This window comes from Effusibacillus lacus (assembly GCF_002335525.1).
GTDB classification, from domain to species: Bacteria; Bacillota; Bacilli; order Tumebacillales; family Effusibacillaceae; genus Effusibacillus; species Effusibacillus lacus.
In genome coordinates, this window is record NZ_BDUF01000095.1 from 45,913 (window position 1) to 61,587 (window position 15,675).

Genomic DNA, 15,675 nt, shown 5'->3' on the forward strand with positions numbered 1-15,675 from the left:
AGAACATGTATGAATGCAATCACGGTTCAAAGGACGGCTGCGGTGTCGCACAAACCTTCAAGAACGAAGTGGACCAGATGATGCTTGACGGTAAGAGCAACCAGGAAATCAAACAGTATTACCTTAGCACTTACGGCGAAAAAATTCTGATGGCTCCCTTGAAAGAAGGATTCAGCCTGACCGCCTGGATACTGCCGTTTGTCATAATGATCGCGGGGCTTGTTACTGTGTTCCTGGTCCTTCGCAAATGGACCAGGCGAAACCGGACATTGCATTCTGCACAGCCTGTCAACACCGGGGCGGATCCGCTGCAATCGCAAATCTACGATTCTATGATCGAGGAAGAACGCAAAAAGTACTTGTAAGGTGTGATCACGATGCTCGTTTTGTCGATTATAACGGTTATTCTCATGTTGGCAGTCGCCCTGTTTTTGACCATGCGGCCGTTTCTGCAGCCTGCTGCCCCGATTGCCCCGAAGGTGGACAGCGCCGCAAACGCGGAGCTTGACAAAGAGACGGTGCTCAGTACTTTAAATGAAATTGAGTTTGAATACAAAATGAACAAATTGTCGGAACAGGATTACAAGCTGCTGACTGACCGGTACAAGGCACTCGCAGTCCAGGTGATGCAGCAGACGGATTCTGCTATAAATACGTCTGGCGGCCGAACACAGCCAGGCGGGGCAAGTGAATTGGAGAAGAGAATTGAACGGGAGATCGAAGCGGAGGTTACCGCATTGCGGCAAAAAGCGAGACGCGGAAACCGGGAGGAATAGTGTCATGACAGAAAACCGATTCGGGCGCATCGCAAAACTTGCAGTCTGTTGGCTTGCCATTGCGGTTCTGGCGGCGAATACGCCCGGACATGCGGCTGCAAACACAGCAGCGGGCAAAGAGGCCCCCTTGGAAATTGAAATGGAGCATCTGATCCTGTCGGTAAGCGGGACGGAAGTAAGCGTACTGGACATTCTCAACGTTCGGAACCCGTCCGACAAAGCCGTTAAGGTAGGACAGCCAGCCAGGTCAGGGAATCCGGCAGCGGACGAGTTCCGCTACGATCTGCCAAAGGGTGCGAAAGATCTGAAGGCCATGGAGGAATCGGTAAAAGAAATCCCGGCAAAAGGGGAAACCACCGTTGCCTATGCTTACAAGATTCCGGAGTCAGGCGGTCATTTCGTGCTTTCGTTCAATCGTCCCTATCCGGTGAAGAACCTGAATGTTATGGTTCCGGAAGGCCAAAGCAAACTGGTTGTGCAGAACCAGCAGATGCAGGACAACGGGCCGATGAGCTTTCAGGGCAGAAACTACCACGTATACAGCGCTGCCTCCATTCAACCGGGACTGCAGTTGGACATGATTCTTCTGCCAACGGCTGAAAACACCTCCAGGCAGGGGGAGAAGGCAGGTCAGGTGACCCGGACGGCTCCCGCTTTCCACAACCCGGGGCATATCCGGATGTGGTACCAATCGCCCCTGCGGGAATTCAATCCTCATATCCTGCTGATCGTGTTTGGGAGCATCCTGGCTTTTGCTGTAGGTTACTATGGCTACCGAAAGTGGAAGTTCGCATCGAACAACGGGTGGCTGGAGGCAGAAGAGGAGATTTTTCAACAATTGTATTTGAAACAGAAGGTGCTCCTTAACAAACTGGTGGAGCTGGAAGACTCTTACGACCGGGCGGAGTTGTCGGATGAGGACTACCAACTCCGGAAAAAGGCATACAAATCACAGCTGGTTGAAGTCAAACGGAAACTGCTGGAATTTGTAAAGTAGGTGAAGCCCATGACTCCCATAATATCGGCCAGACAGTTGTGCAAGTCAGCGGGGGAGAAAATGATCCTTCGCGGGATCGACATCAATATCCGGGCGGGAGAATCGGTTGCCGTGCTTGGCCCCAATGGGGCCGGCAAGAGTACGCTGTTGAAGATCCTGTCGACACTGGTGAAACCGACAGAGGGAGAACTGCTGATTCAGGGGAAACGGGTAGCGGATGATGGTGCGGCCATCAAGCGGATGATCGGGTACCTGCCCCATAACAGTCTTCTTTACGATCACTTGACAGCTGCCCAGAATCTGGCTTTCTACGGAAAGATGTACCGGGTTCCCCAATTGCGCGAAAGGATCGAGGAATTGCTCAGGAAAGTCGGCCTTTACCACTTTCGGGATGAACCGGTTCGCCTGTTTTCCCGGGGAATGATCCAGAGATTGTCGATTGCGAGGGCAATCCTGCACAGACCGCAGATTCTCCTGCTGGATGAACCGCACACAGGACTTGACCGGGAAGCTTGTGACCTGCTGAACCGGTTGATAGACAGCTTGAAAGCAGAGAACGGAACGATCATCATGGTAACGCATGACTTTGAACATGCCCTTGAAGTGTGTGAAAGGATCCTGATTGTTCGAAACGGAAAGCTGGCGGACGATCTCTCAACAGGCCAACTGGAACAGGAAGAACTTTTCACGCTCTACCGGAAGCAGGTGGCGGGCTGATGGCAAACTATCTTAACGCAGTCTGGGCGATTGCCTGGAAAGACCTGGCTTCCGAGTTGAGAACCAAGGAAATGATCGGCACCATGCTGATTTTTGCAGGTCTGGTGATCGTGGTGTTCAGTTTCGCCTTTGACCCGACCAATAACACGGTTCGCAACGTGGTGCCCGGACTCATTTGGGTAATCGCCGTTTTTTCCGGAATTCTGGGGCTGAACCGGTCTTTCATGCTGGAGAAGAAAAACGACAATTTGACAGGCCTGTTGGCAGCTCCTGCAGACCCGTCCGCCATCTACCTTGGCAAGTTGATTGCCAACCTGGCCTTGGTGGCAATCGTGGAACTCCTGTCGGTTCCTATCTTGTTCCTTCTGTTTGATTACAGGTGGCAAGGGGAGCTGCTGCCTTTTCTCGTCATACTGGTTCTTGGCACAACAGGCTTTATTATAGTCGGAACATTCATGGCTGCACTTTCGGCCAATTCCAAAAGCAGCGAGATGCTGCTGCCGATTGTGCTGTTCCCGGTGATCACACCGATTCTGATCGGGGCGGTCCAATCCACCAAACTTGTTTTGGCTGGAAGTGACCAGATGGCAGTCGTTTACAACTGGATGAAGTTCCTGGCCGCCTATGATCTGATCTTCCTGGTCGCTGCCCTGATTCTGTTCGAATATCTGATGGAGGTGTAGTCGGATGAAAAGCATGATTCACAAAGTTCTGGGCGCTGCCTCCTTCGTGCTGATCTCAATCAGCCTGTACCTGGTGTTCATTTGGTCCCCGGTGGAGAAGGTCATGGGGCCTGTGCAGAAAATATTCTACTTCCATGTTGCATCCGCCTGGAACGCTTTCCTGGCGTTTGCGGTGGTGTTTGTCTGCAGCATTGCCTTTCTTGTCACCCGAAAACGCACATATGACACGATTGCCTATGTGTCGGCGGAGATCGGAGTGCTGTTTACGACCATTGTTCTCATAACGGGACCGATCTGGGGGCGTTCCTCCTGGAATACCTGGTGGTCATGGGAACCCCGGCTTACCACGACCCTGATTCTCTGGTTCATTTATCTGGCCTATCTGATGGTCAGGAAGATGGATGGCGCCTGGGACAAGAAAGCGAGGCTGTCCGCCGTCTTCGGCATTATCGGGTTTGTTGATGTTCCGATTGTGTTTATGGCCATTCGTTGGTGGCGTACCAAGTTCCATCCGATTGTATTCGGGGAAGGCGTTGACCAGAAGGGCGGCGGTATCGCACCCGAAATGCTGTTTACCTTGATCTTCTGCGTAGTGTCGCTGACGGTTCTGTATACATTTTTGCTGCAGCGCGGAGTCACTCTTGAGTCCATGAGAATCCGGGTTGATGCCATCAAGCAAAAGCTGCGAAGCGGGATCTCAGTTTGAGCCAAAGCTGCAGCAGTAACGAGAAGGAGGAGAGGACAATGGAATATTTGGCTGCCGCCTACACTGTAATTTGGGTGCTGTTGGCGGGGTACCTGTTGCTGCAGGGGAATCGTCAGAAGAAACTGCAGCAGGAATTGAAGATGTTGACGGAAATGGTCGGTGAAGGAAGGGATCTCAATTGAACCGCCGTTTCGTGACGACTCTGGTCCTGGCAGTTGTCGTCGGGCTGTTTGTTTATGCTTTTCTTGGATTCAAGGGCAAGACCGAAGCGGTCAAGGTAGGGATGCCAGCTTATGATTTCCAGCGGGAAGATTTGACAGGCAAGCAGATTAAACTGTCCGACTATAAAGGAAAAGTGGTCGTCCTGAATTTCTTCACCACCTGGTGTCCGCCCTGTATTGAAGAGGCTCCCGAACTGCAAAAGTTTGAAGACGCCTACAAAGACAAAGCCAAGCTGCTGATCATTGACCGGCAGGAACCAAAGGAACGCGTTCAGAAGTTTGTGCAGGAGAAAAAGTCAACCTCCACTTATCTGCTGGACATTGATGACTCACTGGCCAAAAAATACGGAGTTGTAGGTCAACCGGAGACTTTTGTCATTGACAGACAGGGGATTATCCGGGAGCATATCAAGGGCCCTGTCACGTTCGATTCTCTGGTGCAGATGGTAAAGAAATACGAGTAAGAAGGAAGGGGCTGTGATGCAGTCCCTTTTTGCATGTCAAGAAAAGTTCTTGGGAAAAAGCTGGAAACTACCTGGCAACTGAATTACAATTATAAGTGTGATGCAACGGAATTAACGTTTTTTAAACAAAAGGAGGGGATGTAATGAGGGTTAAAAAAATCAACTGGAAGCGGGCCGGATCTTTCTTTGTAATCCCGATGGTGAGCTTGTCTCTGGTACAGACCGGCGCTTATGCAGCTGGTTCCACAACCTTCTTTCAAGTCGGAAGCCAAACGGTGGTTTCGGAAGCCAAACCGCATTCAAGGATGCGGACCAACTCAAGTCAAAAGGCGCTGTTGCCCTGGTGTCGCGTCTTGGCTTGATGAACGGATCTGACGGCTGGTTCAAACCGCAGGAACAGGTTTCACGCGCACAAGCGGCTTCCGTCATCATGCGACTGGTTCATCTGCAGGGCAAAACCGACCAACCGATTGGTGAAAGACAATACTGGTAAAAAAATCCTTGATCGCAGGTTGAAATAAGGGATTCTGAATCCCTTATTTTCGTTTTCCAGCGGTGGATCATGCTGCGATTTATTATGCAGATTATTACTTAATTTTGTTACGGAAGAAGGATTGCAAATTTACGGCGGCTATGGCTATATGAAAGAGAACCCAATTTTGGAGAAGGAGAATGCAGGCTTGGAGAAACACGATTCCCTTGAACTGCTTAAGAAAATCTCATTCTTTCGCGATCTGGAAGAGAACGAATTGGCCAAAATCAACCAGTTGCTGATCCGCCGTTCGCTGGTTGAGCGAATGGTAGTGTTCATGCAGGGAGAACCGCTTGAATATGTGTATTTTATCGCAAGCGGAAAGGTCAAGATTTACCGGACGGATGAACACGGACGCGAACAAATTGTCAACGTGCTGGAAGCGGGCGAGATGTTCCCGCATGTGGGAATTTTCCGGGGAGTGAACTATCCTGCCCATTCTGTGATGATCGAGAAAGGGGTTCTGCTGGCGCTGCCGACAGCAAAGCTGCGGGCGCTGCTGGAACAGAATCCGGCGCTAAGTTTGAAGCTGCTGTCCGTGATGGAAGGGAAGATCATTGAGCTGCAGGGCCGTCTGGAAGAGATGGTTATGCATGACACCTTTGGACGGATTGTTCTGCTGCTGATCCGTTTGTCCCGCCTGCACGGAGTTCAGGACGGGGACTGCATCCGATTGACTGTACCTTTTACCAACCAAGAGCTGGCCAACATGATCGGCACCTCCCGGGAGACGGTCAGCCGCACCCTCAGCCAACTGAAAAAGGCGGGTGCGTTGGAAACGACAGCGGATCATTATTTGCTGGTGAATCTCGACAGGCTGGAGAAGCAACTGAGGATTTGAGGAAACTGTCCAAAAGTAACTGAGGGTCGCCAATAAAAACAAGTAAGACAAGGGAACCGGCAAAATCGCCGATTCCCTTATTTTTTATATATTTATTATGTTATTGCTTATCCACCGGGCGCAGGTTCCGCATGGCTTTCCACATCAGAAGAACCAGCGGAAGGATTCCCAGAAGGAAGACGGAGTCCGGTATGATTCGCAGCCAGAGCAGCAGGTTGACTGTGGAATCCTGGTAGAACTCGAACGCCCGTGCCGCCCAGAAACCGTCCGTATAGGATTTCTTCAGTTGCAGGAAGCCCATGGGCAGCAGGGTGATGGCAATCATTCCGGCAAGCCCGATGTTGAGAGCCCAGACGGAGAATTTCTCCAGACGTTCATTCCAGGCTTCCGGTTTCACAAGGTTGCGCATGGTGTAAAGCATGATCGCAACGGAGAAGAATCCGTAGACCCCAACCATCGCCCCGTGTCCGTGAGCGGGTGTCAATTGCGTACCGTGCTGGTAGTAGCTTACAATCGGCATGTTGATCAGGAAGCCCAGGCCGCCTGCACCCACCAGGTTCCAGATCGCCACCGAGATCAGGAAGGAGAAGGAGCCTTTGTAAGGGAAATCCGCTCCGCCGTCTTTCATGATTTTGTACTGTCCCCATGCCTCAAGGATCAAGAGGGTCAACGGAATCACTTCCAGCGCGGAAAATACCGCACCCAACGCGATCCAGAAGTCAGGAACCCCAACCCAGTAGTAGTGGTGACCGGTGCCGATCACACCGCTTCCCAGCAGGATGGTGAACTGGAAGAGCAGAGCGCGTACGGTCGACTTTTTCGTCACCAGACCCATTTGCACCATCAGGAAGCCGATAACCACCACGGCGAACACTTCAAAAATACCTTCCACCCAGAGGTGGATGATCCACCACCGCCAGTAGTCGGCGTAGGTAAGGTGGGTGCCCGGGTTAATCAGGAAGGCAAACAGGTAGAAGAATACAACCGCGATCGAACTGTAGAACAGCAGGTGGACAAGTCCGCCTTTGTCTTCTTCCGATTTCAGGGCGTCTTTCAGTCCCCGGCCCACAATAAACAGCCAGATGCCAAGGCCGGTGGCCAGCAGGATCTGCCAGATGCGGCCGAGTTCGAGATATTCCCAACCCTGATGCCCGAGCAGGAACCACAGGTTGCCCAGATATCCTTTGACCCCAAGCCATTCCCCGATCATGCTTCCGGCAACCACGACAATCAAGGCCCAGAACAGGATGTCGACCAGAAGACCTTGCCCTTTCGGTTCCCTGCCGCTGACCAGCGGCGCCACGTAGATTCCCATTGCCAACCAGGCGGTTGCGATCCAGAAGATGGCGAGCTGCAAGTGATAACCTTTTGCTGCGCTGAAAGGCAACAACGTCGAGATGTCAAAGCCGTAAAAACCGTTGCCCTCTACATAATAGTGGGCGAGTGCCGCACCAAGCAGCGACTGCACCAGGAACAACAAGGTAACGACGAGGAAATATTTGGCCGCTTTTCGCTGGCTCGGATAAATGGCAATGTTCTTGAGTGAGATTTTCGGAAACTTGCCCGGTTCATAAGCTTCTTCCATTTCAAAGTTGTAACGCTTGTAGAAATAAAGGATCACACCGGTGAAGAGGATCAGAAGAACTACACTGACTGCACTCCACCACATGGAACTGTAGGAAGGACCGTTGCCTGCATATTCTTCATAAGGCCAGTTATTGGTGTAAGTATAGTTCAATCCGGGACGTTCCGTTGAAGACAGCCAGGCGGTCCAGAAGAAGAAATCGGCAATCTGCTGAAGCTGGTCACCTTCTGCTACATAGTTCCGTCCAGTTGCGGGCATGTGCTCTTCCCGTATCAGATTTTCCGGGAGCCCCGCTTTGAAATCTCCTTTGGTAAACATTTCTTTGTAGTGGGCGCGGACTTTTTCCAGGCCGGCCGCCTGGGCCGCAGTCAGGGTAAGAGTACCGGTTGCCGCGTCATAACGGTTTTCCCTTGCTTCCAGTTTGACCTTCTCGATGATCACATTCTGCTGTTCCTGAGTCAACTTGGCGAATTCGGTTTTGTGAAGCTCCTTTGCATAATGTTCATGCATCCCTGTCAAATAGATATGAAGGGCTTCCGCAGTAAAATCAGGCCCCAGATAGGAACCGTGTCCGAGGGTCGTGCCCCAGTCCATCAGGCCGTATTTTTGGTATACGGCCTGGCCTCCTTTGATTTGTTCATAAGTGGTAAGTACAAGGCCATCTTGTGTCACAATCCGCTCCGGTTCGGGAGCCGTATTTTTATAGATGGCATACCCGCCGAACAGGAGCACGCTGAAGCTGACAATCAGCGTGAGTATCAGAATCTGTTTCAATATGGAGTTTGTTTTCTTGCCGAGTCCCGGTCTCGGGCCTCCCAGTTCCGGTTTCATAATGGTTTCCTCCTCTCGATCTGTCTATAGCTTACTAAATTAGTCAACAATTACGATGTGAGAAAGCTCAACGGGAATCTGTGATTTTTGTCATAAGTTAAAATTCCCGTCAAATAGTTATATGTATTTTGGCAGAGGAGGAAATTTTTCCCGCGGCAAATCCAGGACACATTGGGAAAATCTAAGATCAGATTGAATTCTGAAGGGATGAACTGTATGAGTAACGATATTATGAATCGTACATGTCAGGCAATGTCGCTCCCGCTGTATGCTCTCATACATGATTCAATCGTGCATGCGCTGAACGTGTCTCGTGTATCCCGCCAGGTTGCAATGGCCGTGACCAGGGAGATTCCCAAACTTCCCTTAAGTTCCAAGGAACAAAAGGAGATGGAAAATGCGAACGGAGCAATTCAACTGGAGGACAGTTTCGGCTCGGGCAGTTTCTTTATCATCGATGCCGGATCGCAGGAAGCGTTTGTCTGTACGGACCCCAAAAACGCCGACTACCTGGAGAAACTTCTCGAAAGCCGTTCGAATCAGGATTTCCTGCCGTTGGAGGAGGAGGCTCCTGGAAACATTCAAGCTCAAACCGTTCCGATGCAATCCACTTCCCAGGCACAAACGCAAGTTCAGCAAAACCAGGCGGGAGATCAAGACCTCTTGACGAAGTTGCAACTGATTCAGCTCTTGACGAAAGGGGATGACAAGAAGAACAAACGGGGTACCATCAAGATCGGCCAGAAGAATCAGCAGAAAGACAATAATCTGCTGCAGCAGATGGCCCTGCTGGAGATCCTGCGGGGAACTGAATCCATCGAGTTGGTAAAACACCTGCAAATGGTGAAATTGATTGAGCAAATGTCGCAGTCGGACAAGACACAACAGGATTTCCAACAAGGTCAGAAGCAGCAACAAAGTCAAAACCAGCAAGGCGGGGAGCAGCAACAAGACCGGCAGCAGCAGAACCAACAGCAAGGCGGGCAGCAGCAGAATCAAGGGGAGGATTTGCTGCGTTTGCTTCAGGAACTGCAGCTGATGAAGACATTGCAGGGACAGAGCTAGTCTTTTCCGGATCGGCGAAACCCCATGCAAAACCCGGCATTGTAGGATGCCGGGTTTTCCCAATAACGGCCTATTTCTCCAGAATCTGGCCCAGCGGTTTGAAGATCGCGTCGATCAACTGGGTGGGTCCGGGTATGTCCGGAAAGAATACAAGCAGAACCGCCAGCACCCATCCCATTGCCGTCAGAGTCACAAACACCACTTTTTCCCTTTTTTGATTTTGGCCGATTTTCGGCCATTCGTACAAAGCCATCAGACCTGCTATCAACGTCACGCCGAGTATTGCTCCCCATTTCACTCTTCTTTGCCCTCTTTCTCTTTCTTTTTTATCTCTTTCTCCTTCTTTTTCACTTCTTTTTCAGGCACGGCCGGCGGCACGGTAGACAGACCCGGCCGGCGTATGTATACCTTTGCGTGAAGCTGCACATCCACCTTGGGAAAAACCTTATCCCAGCGATCTTTCACGGTCGCCCACTGTTCCGGATATTTGCGGTGAAAAGCCTCCCCGAAACCGAAGACGTCCGCTTTCATCCCTTTCTGCACTTCATCCAGCGTCATTCGGATCCGGTATTCAAGGTCGTAAGCCGCTTCTTTCTCCAAGATCTTTATAACTGTCGGATTCATCATGTTCAGGGGAGTGCCATTTTGCACGACATCGTCTTCTGTCACAACCTTAACCGTCATTTTCCATTTTCCGTTTTCGATTTTCGGGAGGAGTTCCACATTGGCCCGCAGCATTTCGAGTGACACACGTCCTTCCGCCTCTTTTGGCTCGATTGTGACCATCGTTTGTCTGATCTCGTTTCGCAGCCACAGAACCCCCCTTGTTATCTCGTCATTGATGTAGCCTATCATTTTGTCCTTCTTAATAACAGCGCTTCCGTTCAGGCGGATCGTGGTTTTGTTTTTCTCTCCGTCCTGCCTTGGCGGTTCTTCTTCAATCCAGGGAAGGACAGCCGCCCCTGCCTCTCCCCGTAACATCTGCAGCAAATCTTTCGTTGTAACCTCCAACCCGAACCGGAGTTTCGCCAGTTCCCGAATCTGTTCCACGGAGAATTGTTCGAGCGGCGGGAGGATTTCCAGAATATCAGCCGCCTTGCCCTTGCTGACAAACACTAAGATCCGCAAGCGGGGTTCCGGATGGCGTGTAATGAAATCGATCTCCTCCCGAATGCCTTCCTTCGCCAACCCTTCACCGATGACAAGGATCTTCTGTTGGCCCCAGAAAATCTTGCGTGGGATCTTTTCCTGCAATTTTGCCATCGCATCGGCAATCGTAACACCGGTTGCAGACCTCACCACGGTCGGTTGTTCTCCTCCTCCCCTTTTTCCGCCACTTCCACCCATAGTCTGTCCGCCGTCCATGGTTCTGGGAATGACCATTTGAACACTCAGTTCAATTTTGTCTTCCTTTTTGTCAATTCCAGCTCCGCCCACCACCAGCACATCATTGATTTCCCTTCTGTCCCAGCAGCCGGCAAGCGGGAGGACAACCGTACAAAGGGAGAAAAAGAGAAGTGTTCTTGCCGTTTTCCGAAAGAAAGGGGCATTCATCTCTTGCGTCCCTCCATTCCCGATCGCTTTCCTTTTCTCAAGGTGGCGATAAGCAGCAGGAAGACCGGGATACCCGTTTGCACCGATGACAGATAAAAAGAACACGATGTTCCAAGGAAATGAGACAATTCCGACAGATTCGGGGCCGACCAGATACTGAACACGACCAAAAGAAACCCCAGCGGCAACACGACCGGCCGGTAATCGGAAAGGTTCAGCCATTGAGCGGTGCCAAGTGAAAGGGCATAATAGAACACCGAGATTTTGAGAAAGGTGCCTGTCACCCAGATGGCCATGACAACCGCCTCAATATGTTCCAGAAAATCCGCAATACTGATATATCTGGAAGATTCCATCACCGGGAAGGTCAAAGAGGCTGTAATTTCCCCGAACAACAACAGGGTGAAAATATTGGTGACAACCATGGTCAACATCACGGCCAGAACGGAGATCATGCCCCATTTCATGCCTTTTTCCCGATCTGTCAAAAAAGGATACAAAAAAGAGGCAAGAAAGAATTCGCTAAACCAGCTCTGCGGTGTTACCGCCCCCATGACGGAGGGCATAATGCCCTTTTCCATGACGGGAAGCATATGCTTCGTTTTTAGCTCGGGAAAGAGCAGAAGATTCAACAGAACCAAAAGCAGGATATTAATCGGTACGAAGATCTGGGATATCCTTCCCAATACTTCCACCCCGCTGCGCACAGCGAATGCAGTTACCAGCATCATGCTTCCGATTGTGACAATCATCGGGGTTCGGAGAAGAAATTTACCGTTGATAAACTCCCCATACTCCCTCAGGATGATTCCGCTAGTGTGCAGGTAAAAGAATAAAAAAACAAGTCCGATCGCTTTTCCCGAAATCCTGCCAAGAATGTGCTCCCCGTATTCGATGATCGTCTCTTTCGGGTAGATCCTGTTTAACCGGTAGGCGATATATACGGTAAGAAATCCGATGAGAGACGCCCAAATCGGGGACAACCACATGTCACGCTCCGCATGCCTGGCCGTGATGGCCGGAACCAGGAGAATCGCGGTCGCCAGGATGGTCGGATACATCAGGATTGCCATCTGCAGAGATGAGATTTTGCCTTTCTCGATCATTCTTCTCTCCCTCCTCGGGTGGTTTCACGAATCCCGCTTGTCTCTCTACTGTTCGTCCCCTCGGAACGGACCCGGTTTCTGGTCGGGAGCTTGCCTGTATATATTGGAATCACCTGTCAAATGTGGTCTTGTGTTCAGCATCCACCAGGGAGCCCGCATCATCACGTCTTTCATGTCGCGGCCATTCATCGGGGCATTCGGACTTAAATACGGAACACCGAAAGAACGGAGGGTGCAGAGATGGACCACGATGGCAATGATCCCAAGCATGATCCCAAGCAATCCCAAACTCCCCGCCAGCAGCATGATCGGAAAACGCAGCATCCGCAGTGCGATTCCTGCGGTGTAACGAGGGATCGTAAAAGAGGCGACTCCCGTAATCGCCACCACCATGACCATTGGCGCAGACACCAGACCGGCGGAGACGGCTGCCTCACCGATGACAAGAGCCCCGACAATACTGATGGCAGCGCCGATCTGTTTGGGCAGCCTGATACCCGCTTCACGCAGCGCTTCAAAAATGAATTCCATGGTCAGAGCTTCGACCAGCGCCGGAAACGGAATCTCTTCCCGCGACCGTGCCATACTGATCAGGAGGGTGGTTGGCACCATCTCCTGATGGAACGTGATGATCGCAACATAGACCGAGGGAAGCAGAAGCGAGACCACGAAAAAGAAGTAGCGCAACCAGCGAATTGCCGAGCTGATCAAAAACCGCTGATAGTAGTCTTCCGCCGACTGCAGCAAGGAATAGAGGGTAACCGGTGCAATCAGGACAAACGGAGTGCCGTCCACCAGAATCACCACACGCCCTTCCAGCAGACATGCAGCGGCAACATCCACCCGTTCCGTATTGAGGACTTGCGGAAAAGGGGAATAGGGATTGTCCTCAATCATTTCCTCGATATACCCGCTCTCCAGGACCCCGTCGATATCGACTCTCCGCAACCGCTTGCGGACCTCTTCGATCAGGGTGGGATCGGCAATCCCCTCCATATAAGCGATCACGATCTCGGTCCGGGTATAGCGTCCGATTTGCATCGATTGCATTTTCAGTTCGGGACTGCGGATCCTTCGCCGCAACAGAGAGGTGTTGACCCCCAATGTTTCGGTGAATCCGTCGCGCGGCCCCCGAACTGCCGCTTCTGCCGACGGTTCTTCAATCGAACGTTTCTCCCACTTGGCCAGTCCCAGAGCCAATCCCCGATTTTCCTGTTCGAGCAGAAGCACCGGGTTGCCGATCGAAATTTGTTCCACACAGTCGGCAACTGTCTTGACTTCCTTGATCTTGGTAACCGGTATCAGTTTTTCAAAAATCACACTCAGGTTTTGCAGCCCGGTTGCCGTCTCCTGCATCAGCGGGGCAAGTACATTCGAATCAATTTCCTGAATGTTGGACAGACCGTCGATATAAATCAAAGCCGCTTTTGTCCCTCCGCCGACCAGGAACGGTCGAAAGACAACATCCTTGCAATTGTCATAAAGCAATCGCAGAACCTGCAGATTTTGGTTGAAATCCGTGGAAAGCGGATCCTGTTGAACAGTAGGTGGCTGCTCGGTATTGACCGGTTTGATTTTTCGAAACCACTTGCGGATCATCAGCAACAGCCCCCTTTCTGCCTGGTTACTAAATTAGGATGCGTTATTCAGGAAAAATCATGCCTAAATGAGAAAATCCGGTCCAAGGACCGGATTTTGCCTTTTTGTGAAGCAGATGCGCATCTGCGAATCAATGAAGCACAATGCCTGCCGAGATGGCGAACCAAACGGTGTTGGCAATTTCAATCATTCCGATGGTGAGGGAACGCATCGGCTTGTTGAATGGAGTTACCCATACTTTGATCGCGGAAAAAGCGAATGCCAGCGACATCCATTTGTAAGGAAGCAGCTCGGGAAAAGCAAATTCCGCCGCAATTGGCAATGCAACCAAGAGCACATGATATATATTGGCCGCTGCCTTTATGGTACGGTTTCCTTTTTCCCGGATCAGGCTCTTCACGTGCAGCACGCTTCCGGTGAAAACCAGAAAACAGGAAAGCCAGATAACCCCGGATGTCAGGTCAAAACCGTTTGTGGAGACGTAGTATGCAGCTACGCCGCCAAGTGACAACCCGCTGATTGCCACCAGGTCGTTTAGAATGTGGCGTTCCTGCTTGCGAACGGCAAAGCCGATATTGATCATCAGCACAACGGCTGCCGGAAGGGCGAGCCACACCAGTTTTGGATACAAATACACAAGCGGAAGTCCAAGAACCGCCGATGCCGCTCCGTACCCAAGAATCCATCCTCTCAAATGGGCATTGCGTTTGGGATTCTTAAACCATTGAATCAGAGGATATGAAGCAAGGTAAACACCCAACATACTTAGCACCAACAAAACATGGGAAGCAGCAAGACCCCCCGCAAACATTCCCACAAGCAGCGGGGCGAACAACATTCCCCAAGCCCCGTGTTCCCTTGGAATTACCGCTTTCATCCGAATCACCTGCTCAGTCATCTTATACGATTGTACCTTTATTCTACGAAACGGGAAAGAGACAGGGAATGACAGCTGCCACACTGACTTGGTGATTTTTGTCACTCAGGGTGTTTTTGGAGGGAACTCGGGAGAATCGCATCTAAACAATCAGGGGTGTTTCCAGATTAGAATCAGTAGATTCCCGGATTGATTTTAAGCGTTTGTGACACTTAAATGAACATATATGAAGCTCAAATATAAACAATTTGTGAATGTGTGACCTAGATCACAAGTGGGTTAAAATTCTGTGCTACCTTAGGGATGTAACTATTAATTTCCATCTCTAAAGCAAAGGAGGTTCTTATGTACAAGAATCTGGGAATCTTTGCACTCGCTTTTGCGGTCGCTTTCGGGGGAGGGTACCTGGTATTCAAGCAAGACACCCCCAAAGAAGCCGCGCAACAGGTCAAGACGGATAATGCAAAACAGACGCAACAAACAGACAGCAAAGAGCAAGGGGGAGGGACAAAAACACAACCCCAGCAGACAACATCTGCAGACGAGGGGAAAATTCTTTCCCAATTAGGATGCACCGGTTGCCATGCCGTATCGTCCTTAAACATCAAAGGGGGTGTCACCGGGCCAGATCTTTCCCAAGCCTACGTCAATGTAAAGGGCAAGCACGGCGTATCGCTTGAGGAATTTCTGAAGAAGCCTACATCAGCGGTCATGTCAGGTGTAATCGGAGGCAAACCCTTGAAGGACGAGGAACGAAATGCTGTTATTCAAGCCTTGAAAGCTGCTTCGGAAAAGAAGTAAAGCAAACCTATTACTCAAGGTGGTGTCATCATGAAAAAAGGAATCATTCCGGCAATATCCGGTTTGCTGGCCGGGTTTCTGACAGCCGGAGTCTTTTTTGCAAACACGGACATGGGGGAGAAGACGGTAGCCAACGCCTCTAGTGACGCCGAGAAAGTGTATGTCCCGTTTGGCAAACAGGATGAGTATTATCTGTTCGCTTCCGGCGGACACTCCGGGCAGCTCTTTGTCTACGGCGTACCATCGATGCGCAGAATCCGTACCGTGCCGGTATTTACTCCGGATGCCGCAACGGGATACGGCTGGGACAAGAAATCAAA

The 15,675-nt window shown here is 50.9% G+C and carries 19 protein-coding genes and 1 pseudogene; 14 read left to right on the plus strand and 6 right to left on the minus strand.

The genetic code is table 11. From position 1 onward, the window contains the following. The 11 genes from EFBL_RS16120 to EFBL_RS16165 all read left to right on the plus strand — a co-directional run. Positions 1-365: cytochrome c-type biogenesis protein CcmH (locus EFBL_RS16120; protein WP_172899732.1), on the plus strand; the 365-nt coding region annotated here is incomplete at its 5' end. A gap of 12 nt (positions 366-377) precedes the next feature. Next, positions 378-776, plus strand: a complete 399-nt coding sequence (locus EFBL_RS16125) for a hypothetical protein (protein ID WP_096183113.1) — start codon at positions 378-380, stop codon at positions 774-776. A gap of 4 nt (positions 777-780) precedes the next feature. Next, complete coding sequence (locus tag EFBL_RS16130) at positions 781-1,773, plus strand: hypothetical protein (RefSeq protein ID WP_096183115.1); 993 nt, start codon at positions 781-783, stop codon at positions 1,771-1,773. Positions 1,774-1,782: 9 nt separating this feature from the next. Continuing rightward, positions 1,783-2,490 (plus strand): heme ABC exporter ATP-binding protein CcmA, encoded by a 708-nt coding sequence (gene ccmA / locus EFBL_RS16135; protein ID WP_096183116.1) that lies wholly within the window; start codon positions 1,783-1,785, stop codon positions 2,488-2,490. Further along, positions 2,490-3,173, plus strand: coding sequence for a heme exporter protein CcmB (locus tag EFBL_RS16140; protein ID WP_096183118.1), 684 nt, complete (start codon positions 2,490-2,492; stop codon positions 3,171-3,173). The genes ccmA and EFBL_RS16140 overlap by 1 nt, the downstream gene beginning before the upstream one ends. Before the next feature lie 4 nt (positions 3,174-3,177). Further along, on the plus strand, positions 3,178-3,879 hold the full coding sequence (locus tag EFBL_RS16145) for a cytochrome c biogenesis protein (RefSeq protein ID WP_096183120.1): 702 nt from the start codon (positions 3,178-3,180) through the stop codon (positions 3,877-3,879). Between the two features lie 38 nt (positions 3,880-3,917). Further along, entirely contained in the window at positions 3,918-4,061 is a 144-nt protein-coding gene (locus EFBL_RS16150) for a CcmD family protein (RefSeq protein ID WP_096183122.1), read from the plus strand. Next, on the plus strand, positions 4,058-4,564 hold the full coding sequence (locus EFBL_RS16155; RefSeq protein WP_096183124.1) for a TlpA family protein disulfide reductase: 507 nt from the start codon (positions 4,058-4,060) through the stop codon (positions 4,562-4,564). The genes EFBL_RS16150 and EFBL_RS16155 overlap by 4 nt, the downstream gene beginning before the upstream one ends. Before the next feature lie 143 nt (positions 4,565-4,707). Beyond that, positions 4,708-4,926, plus strand: coding sequence for a hypothetical protein (locus EFBL_RS21420; protein ID WP_231705834.1), 219 nt, complete (start codon positions 4,708-4,710; stop codon positions 4,924-4,926). After that, the gene (locus tag EFBL_RS21425) at positions 4,908-5,057 is read left to right on the plus strand and encodes an S-layer homology domain-containing protein (RefSeq protein WP_231705835.1); all 150 of its coding nucleotides are present in this window, start codon (positions 4,908-4,910) and stop codon (positions 5,055-5,057) included. The genes EFBL_RS21420 and EFBL_RS21425 overlap by 19 nt, the downstream gene beginning before the upstream one ends. Before the next feature lie 187 nt (positions 5,058-5,244). After that, positions 5,245-5,937, plus strand: coding sequence for a Crp/Fnr family transcriptional regulator (locus tag EFBL_RS16165; protein WP_096183259.1), 693 nt, complete (start codon positions 5,245-5,247; stop codon positions 5,935-5,937). A 100-nt stretch (positions 5,938-6,037) separates the two neighbouring features. On the opposite strand, the gene EFBL_RS16170 is transcribed toward EFBL_RS16165, so the two are convergent. Then, positions 6,038-8,353, minus strand: a complete 2,316-nt coding sequence (locus EFBL_RS16170) for a nitric-oxide reductase large subunit (RefSeq protein ID WP_096183128.1) — start codon at positions 8,351-8,353, stop codon at positions 6,038-6,040. Positions 8,354-8,569: 216 nt separating this feature from the next. On the opposite strand from EFBL_RS16170, the gene EFBL_RS16175 reads away from it, so the two are divergent. Further along, on the plus strand, positions 8,570-9,418 hold the full coding sequence (locus tag EFBL_RS16175; RefSeq protein WP_131927657.1) for a hypothetical protein: 849 nt from the start codon (positions 8,570-8,572) through the stop codon (positions 9,416-9,418). Positions 9,419-9,488: 70 nt separating this feature from the next. On the opposite strand, the gene EFBL_RS16180 is transcribed toward EFBL_RS16175, so the two are convergent. From EFBL_RS16180 to EFBL_RS16200, 5 genes are all read right to left on the minus strand, one after another. Next, positions 9,489-9,716 (minus strand): hypothetical protein, encoded by a 228-nt coding sequence (locus EFBL_RS16180; protein ID WP_096183132.1) that lies wholly within the window; start codon positions 9,714-9,716, stop codon positions 9,489-9,491. Beyond that, the gene (locus tag EFBL_RS16185) at positions 9,713-10,972 is read right to left on the minus strand and encodes a Ger(x)C family spore germination protein (RefSeq protein ID WP_096183134.1); all 1,260 of its coding nucleotides are present in this window, start codon (positions 10,970-10,972) and stop codon (positions 9,713-9,715) included. The genes EFBL_RS16180 and EFBL_RS16185 overlap by 4 nt, the downstream gene beginning before the upstream one ends. Further along, complete coding sequence (locus EFBL_RS16190; protein ID WP_172899733.1) at positions 10,969-12,078, minus strand: GerAB/ArcD/ProY family transporter; 1,110 nt, start codon at positions 12,076-12,078, stop codon at positions 10,969-10,971. The genes EFBL_RS16185 and EFBL_RS16190 overlap by 4 nt, the downstream gene beginning before the upstream one ends. A 45-nt stretch (positions 12,079-12,123) precedes the next feature. Continuing rightward, positions 12,124-13,677: a spore germination protein gene (locus EFBL_RS16195; RefSeq protein ID WP_096183135.1), complete on the minus strand. Its 1,554-nt coding sequence runs from the start codon at positions 13,675-13,677 to the stop codon at positions 12,124-12,126. A gap of 130 nt (positions 13,678-13,807) precedes the next feature. Next, positions 13,808-14,554: a YwiC-like family protein gene (locus EFBL_RS16200; protein ID WP_165912471.1), complete on the minus strand. Its 747-nt coding sequence runs from the start codon at positions 14,552-14,554 to the stop codon at positions 13,808-13,810. 345 nt (positions 14,555-14,899) lie between these two features. Here EFBL_RS16200 and EFBL_RS16205 point away from each other — a divergent pair, with 345 nt between their 5' ends. Together EFBL_RS16205 and EFBL_RS21430 are read left to right on the plus strand one after the other, a co-directional pair. Further along, on the plus strand, positions 14,900-15,355 hold the full coding sequence (locus EFBL_RS16205) for a cytochrome C (RefSeq protein ID WP_096183139.1): 456 nt from the start codon (positions 14,900-14,902) through the stop codon (positions 15,353-15,355). 30 nt (positions 15,356-15,385) lie between these two features. After that, positions 15,386-15,675 (plus strand): annotated as a pseudogene (locus EFBL_RS21430) (Sec-dependent nitrous-oxide reductase); the annotation flags it as partial.

Bases quoted from the DNA above. Each gene is read 5' to 3' on its own strand.
- EFBL_RS16125 (WP_096183113.1), top strand. From the start codon at position 378: ATGCTCGTTTTGTCGATTATAACGGTTATTCTCATGTTGGCAGTCGCC.
- EFBL_RS16130 (WP_096183115.1), top strand. From the start codon at position 781: ATGACAGAAAACCGATTCGGGCGCATCGCAAAACTTGCAGTCTGTTGG.
- ccmA (WP_096183116.1), top strand. From the start codon at position 1,783: ATGACTCCCATAATATCGGCCAGACAGTTGTGCAAGTCAGCGGGGGAG.
- EFBL_RS16140 (WP_096183118.1), top strand. From the start codon at position 2,490: ATGGCAAACTATCTTAACGCAGTCTGGGCGATTGCCTGGAAAGACCTG.
- EFBL_RS16145 (WP_096183120.1), top strand. From the start codon at position 3,178: ATGAAAAGCATGATTCACAAAGTTCTGGGCGCTGCCTCCTTCGTGCTG.
- EFBL_RS16150 (WP_096183122.1), top strand. From the start codon at position 3,918: ATGGAATATTTGGCTGCCGCCTACACTGTAATTTGGGTGCTGTTGGCG.
- EFBL_RS21420 (WP_231705834.1), top strand. From the start codon at position 4,708: ATGAGGGTTAAAAAAATCAACTGGAAGCGGGCCGGATCTTTCTTTGTA.
- EFBL_RS16170 (WP_096183128.1), bottom strand. From the start codon at position 8,353: ATGAAACCGGAACTGGGAGGCCCGAGACCGGGACTCGGCAAGAAAACA.
- EFBL_RS16175 (WP_131927657.1), top strand. From the start codon at position 8,570: ATGAGTAACGATATTATGAATCGTACATGTCAGGCAATGTCGCTCCCG.
- EFBL_RS16185 (WP_096183134.1), bottom strand. From the start codon at position 10,972: ATGAATGCCCCTTTCTTTCGGAAAACGGCAAGAACACTTCTCTTTTTC.
- EFBL_RS16190 (WP_172899733.1), bottom strand. From the start codon at position 12,078: ATGATCGAGAAAGGCAAAATCTCATCTCTGCAGATGGCAATCCTGATG.
- EFBL_RS16195 (WP_096183135.1), bottom strand. From the start codon at position 13,677: ATGATCCGCAAGTGGTTTCGAAAAATCAAACCGGTCAATACCGAGCAG.
- EFBL_RS16200 (WP_165912471.1), bottom strand. From the start codon at position 14,554: ATGAAAGCGGTAATTCCAAGGGAACACGGGGCTTGGGGAATGTTGTTC.
- EFBL_RS16205 (WP_096183139.1), top strand. From the start codon at position 14,900: ATGTACAAGAATCTGGGAATCTTTGCACTCGCTTTTGCGGTCGCTTTC.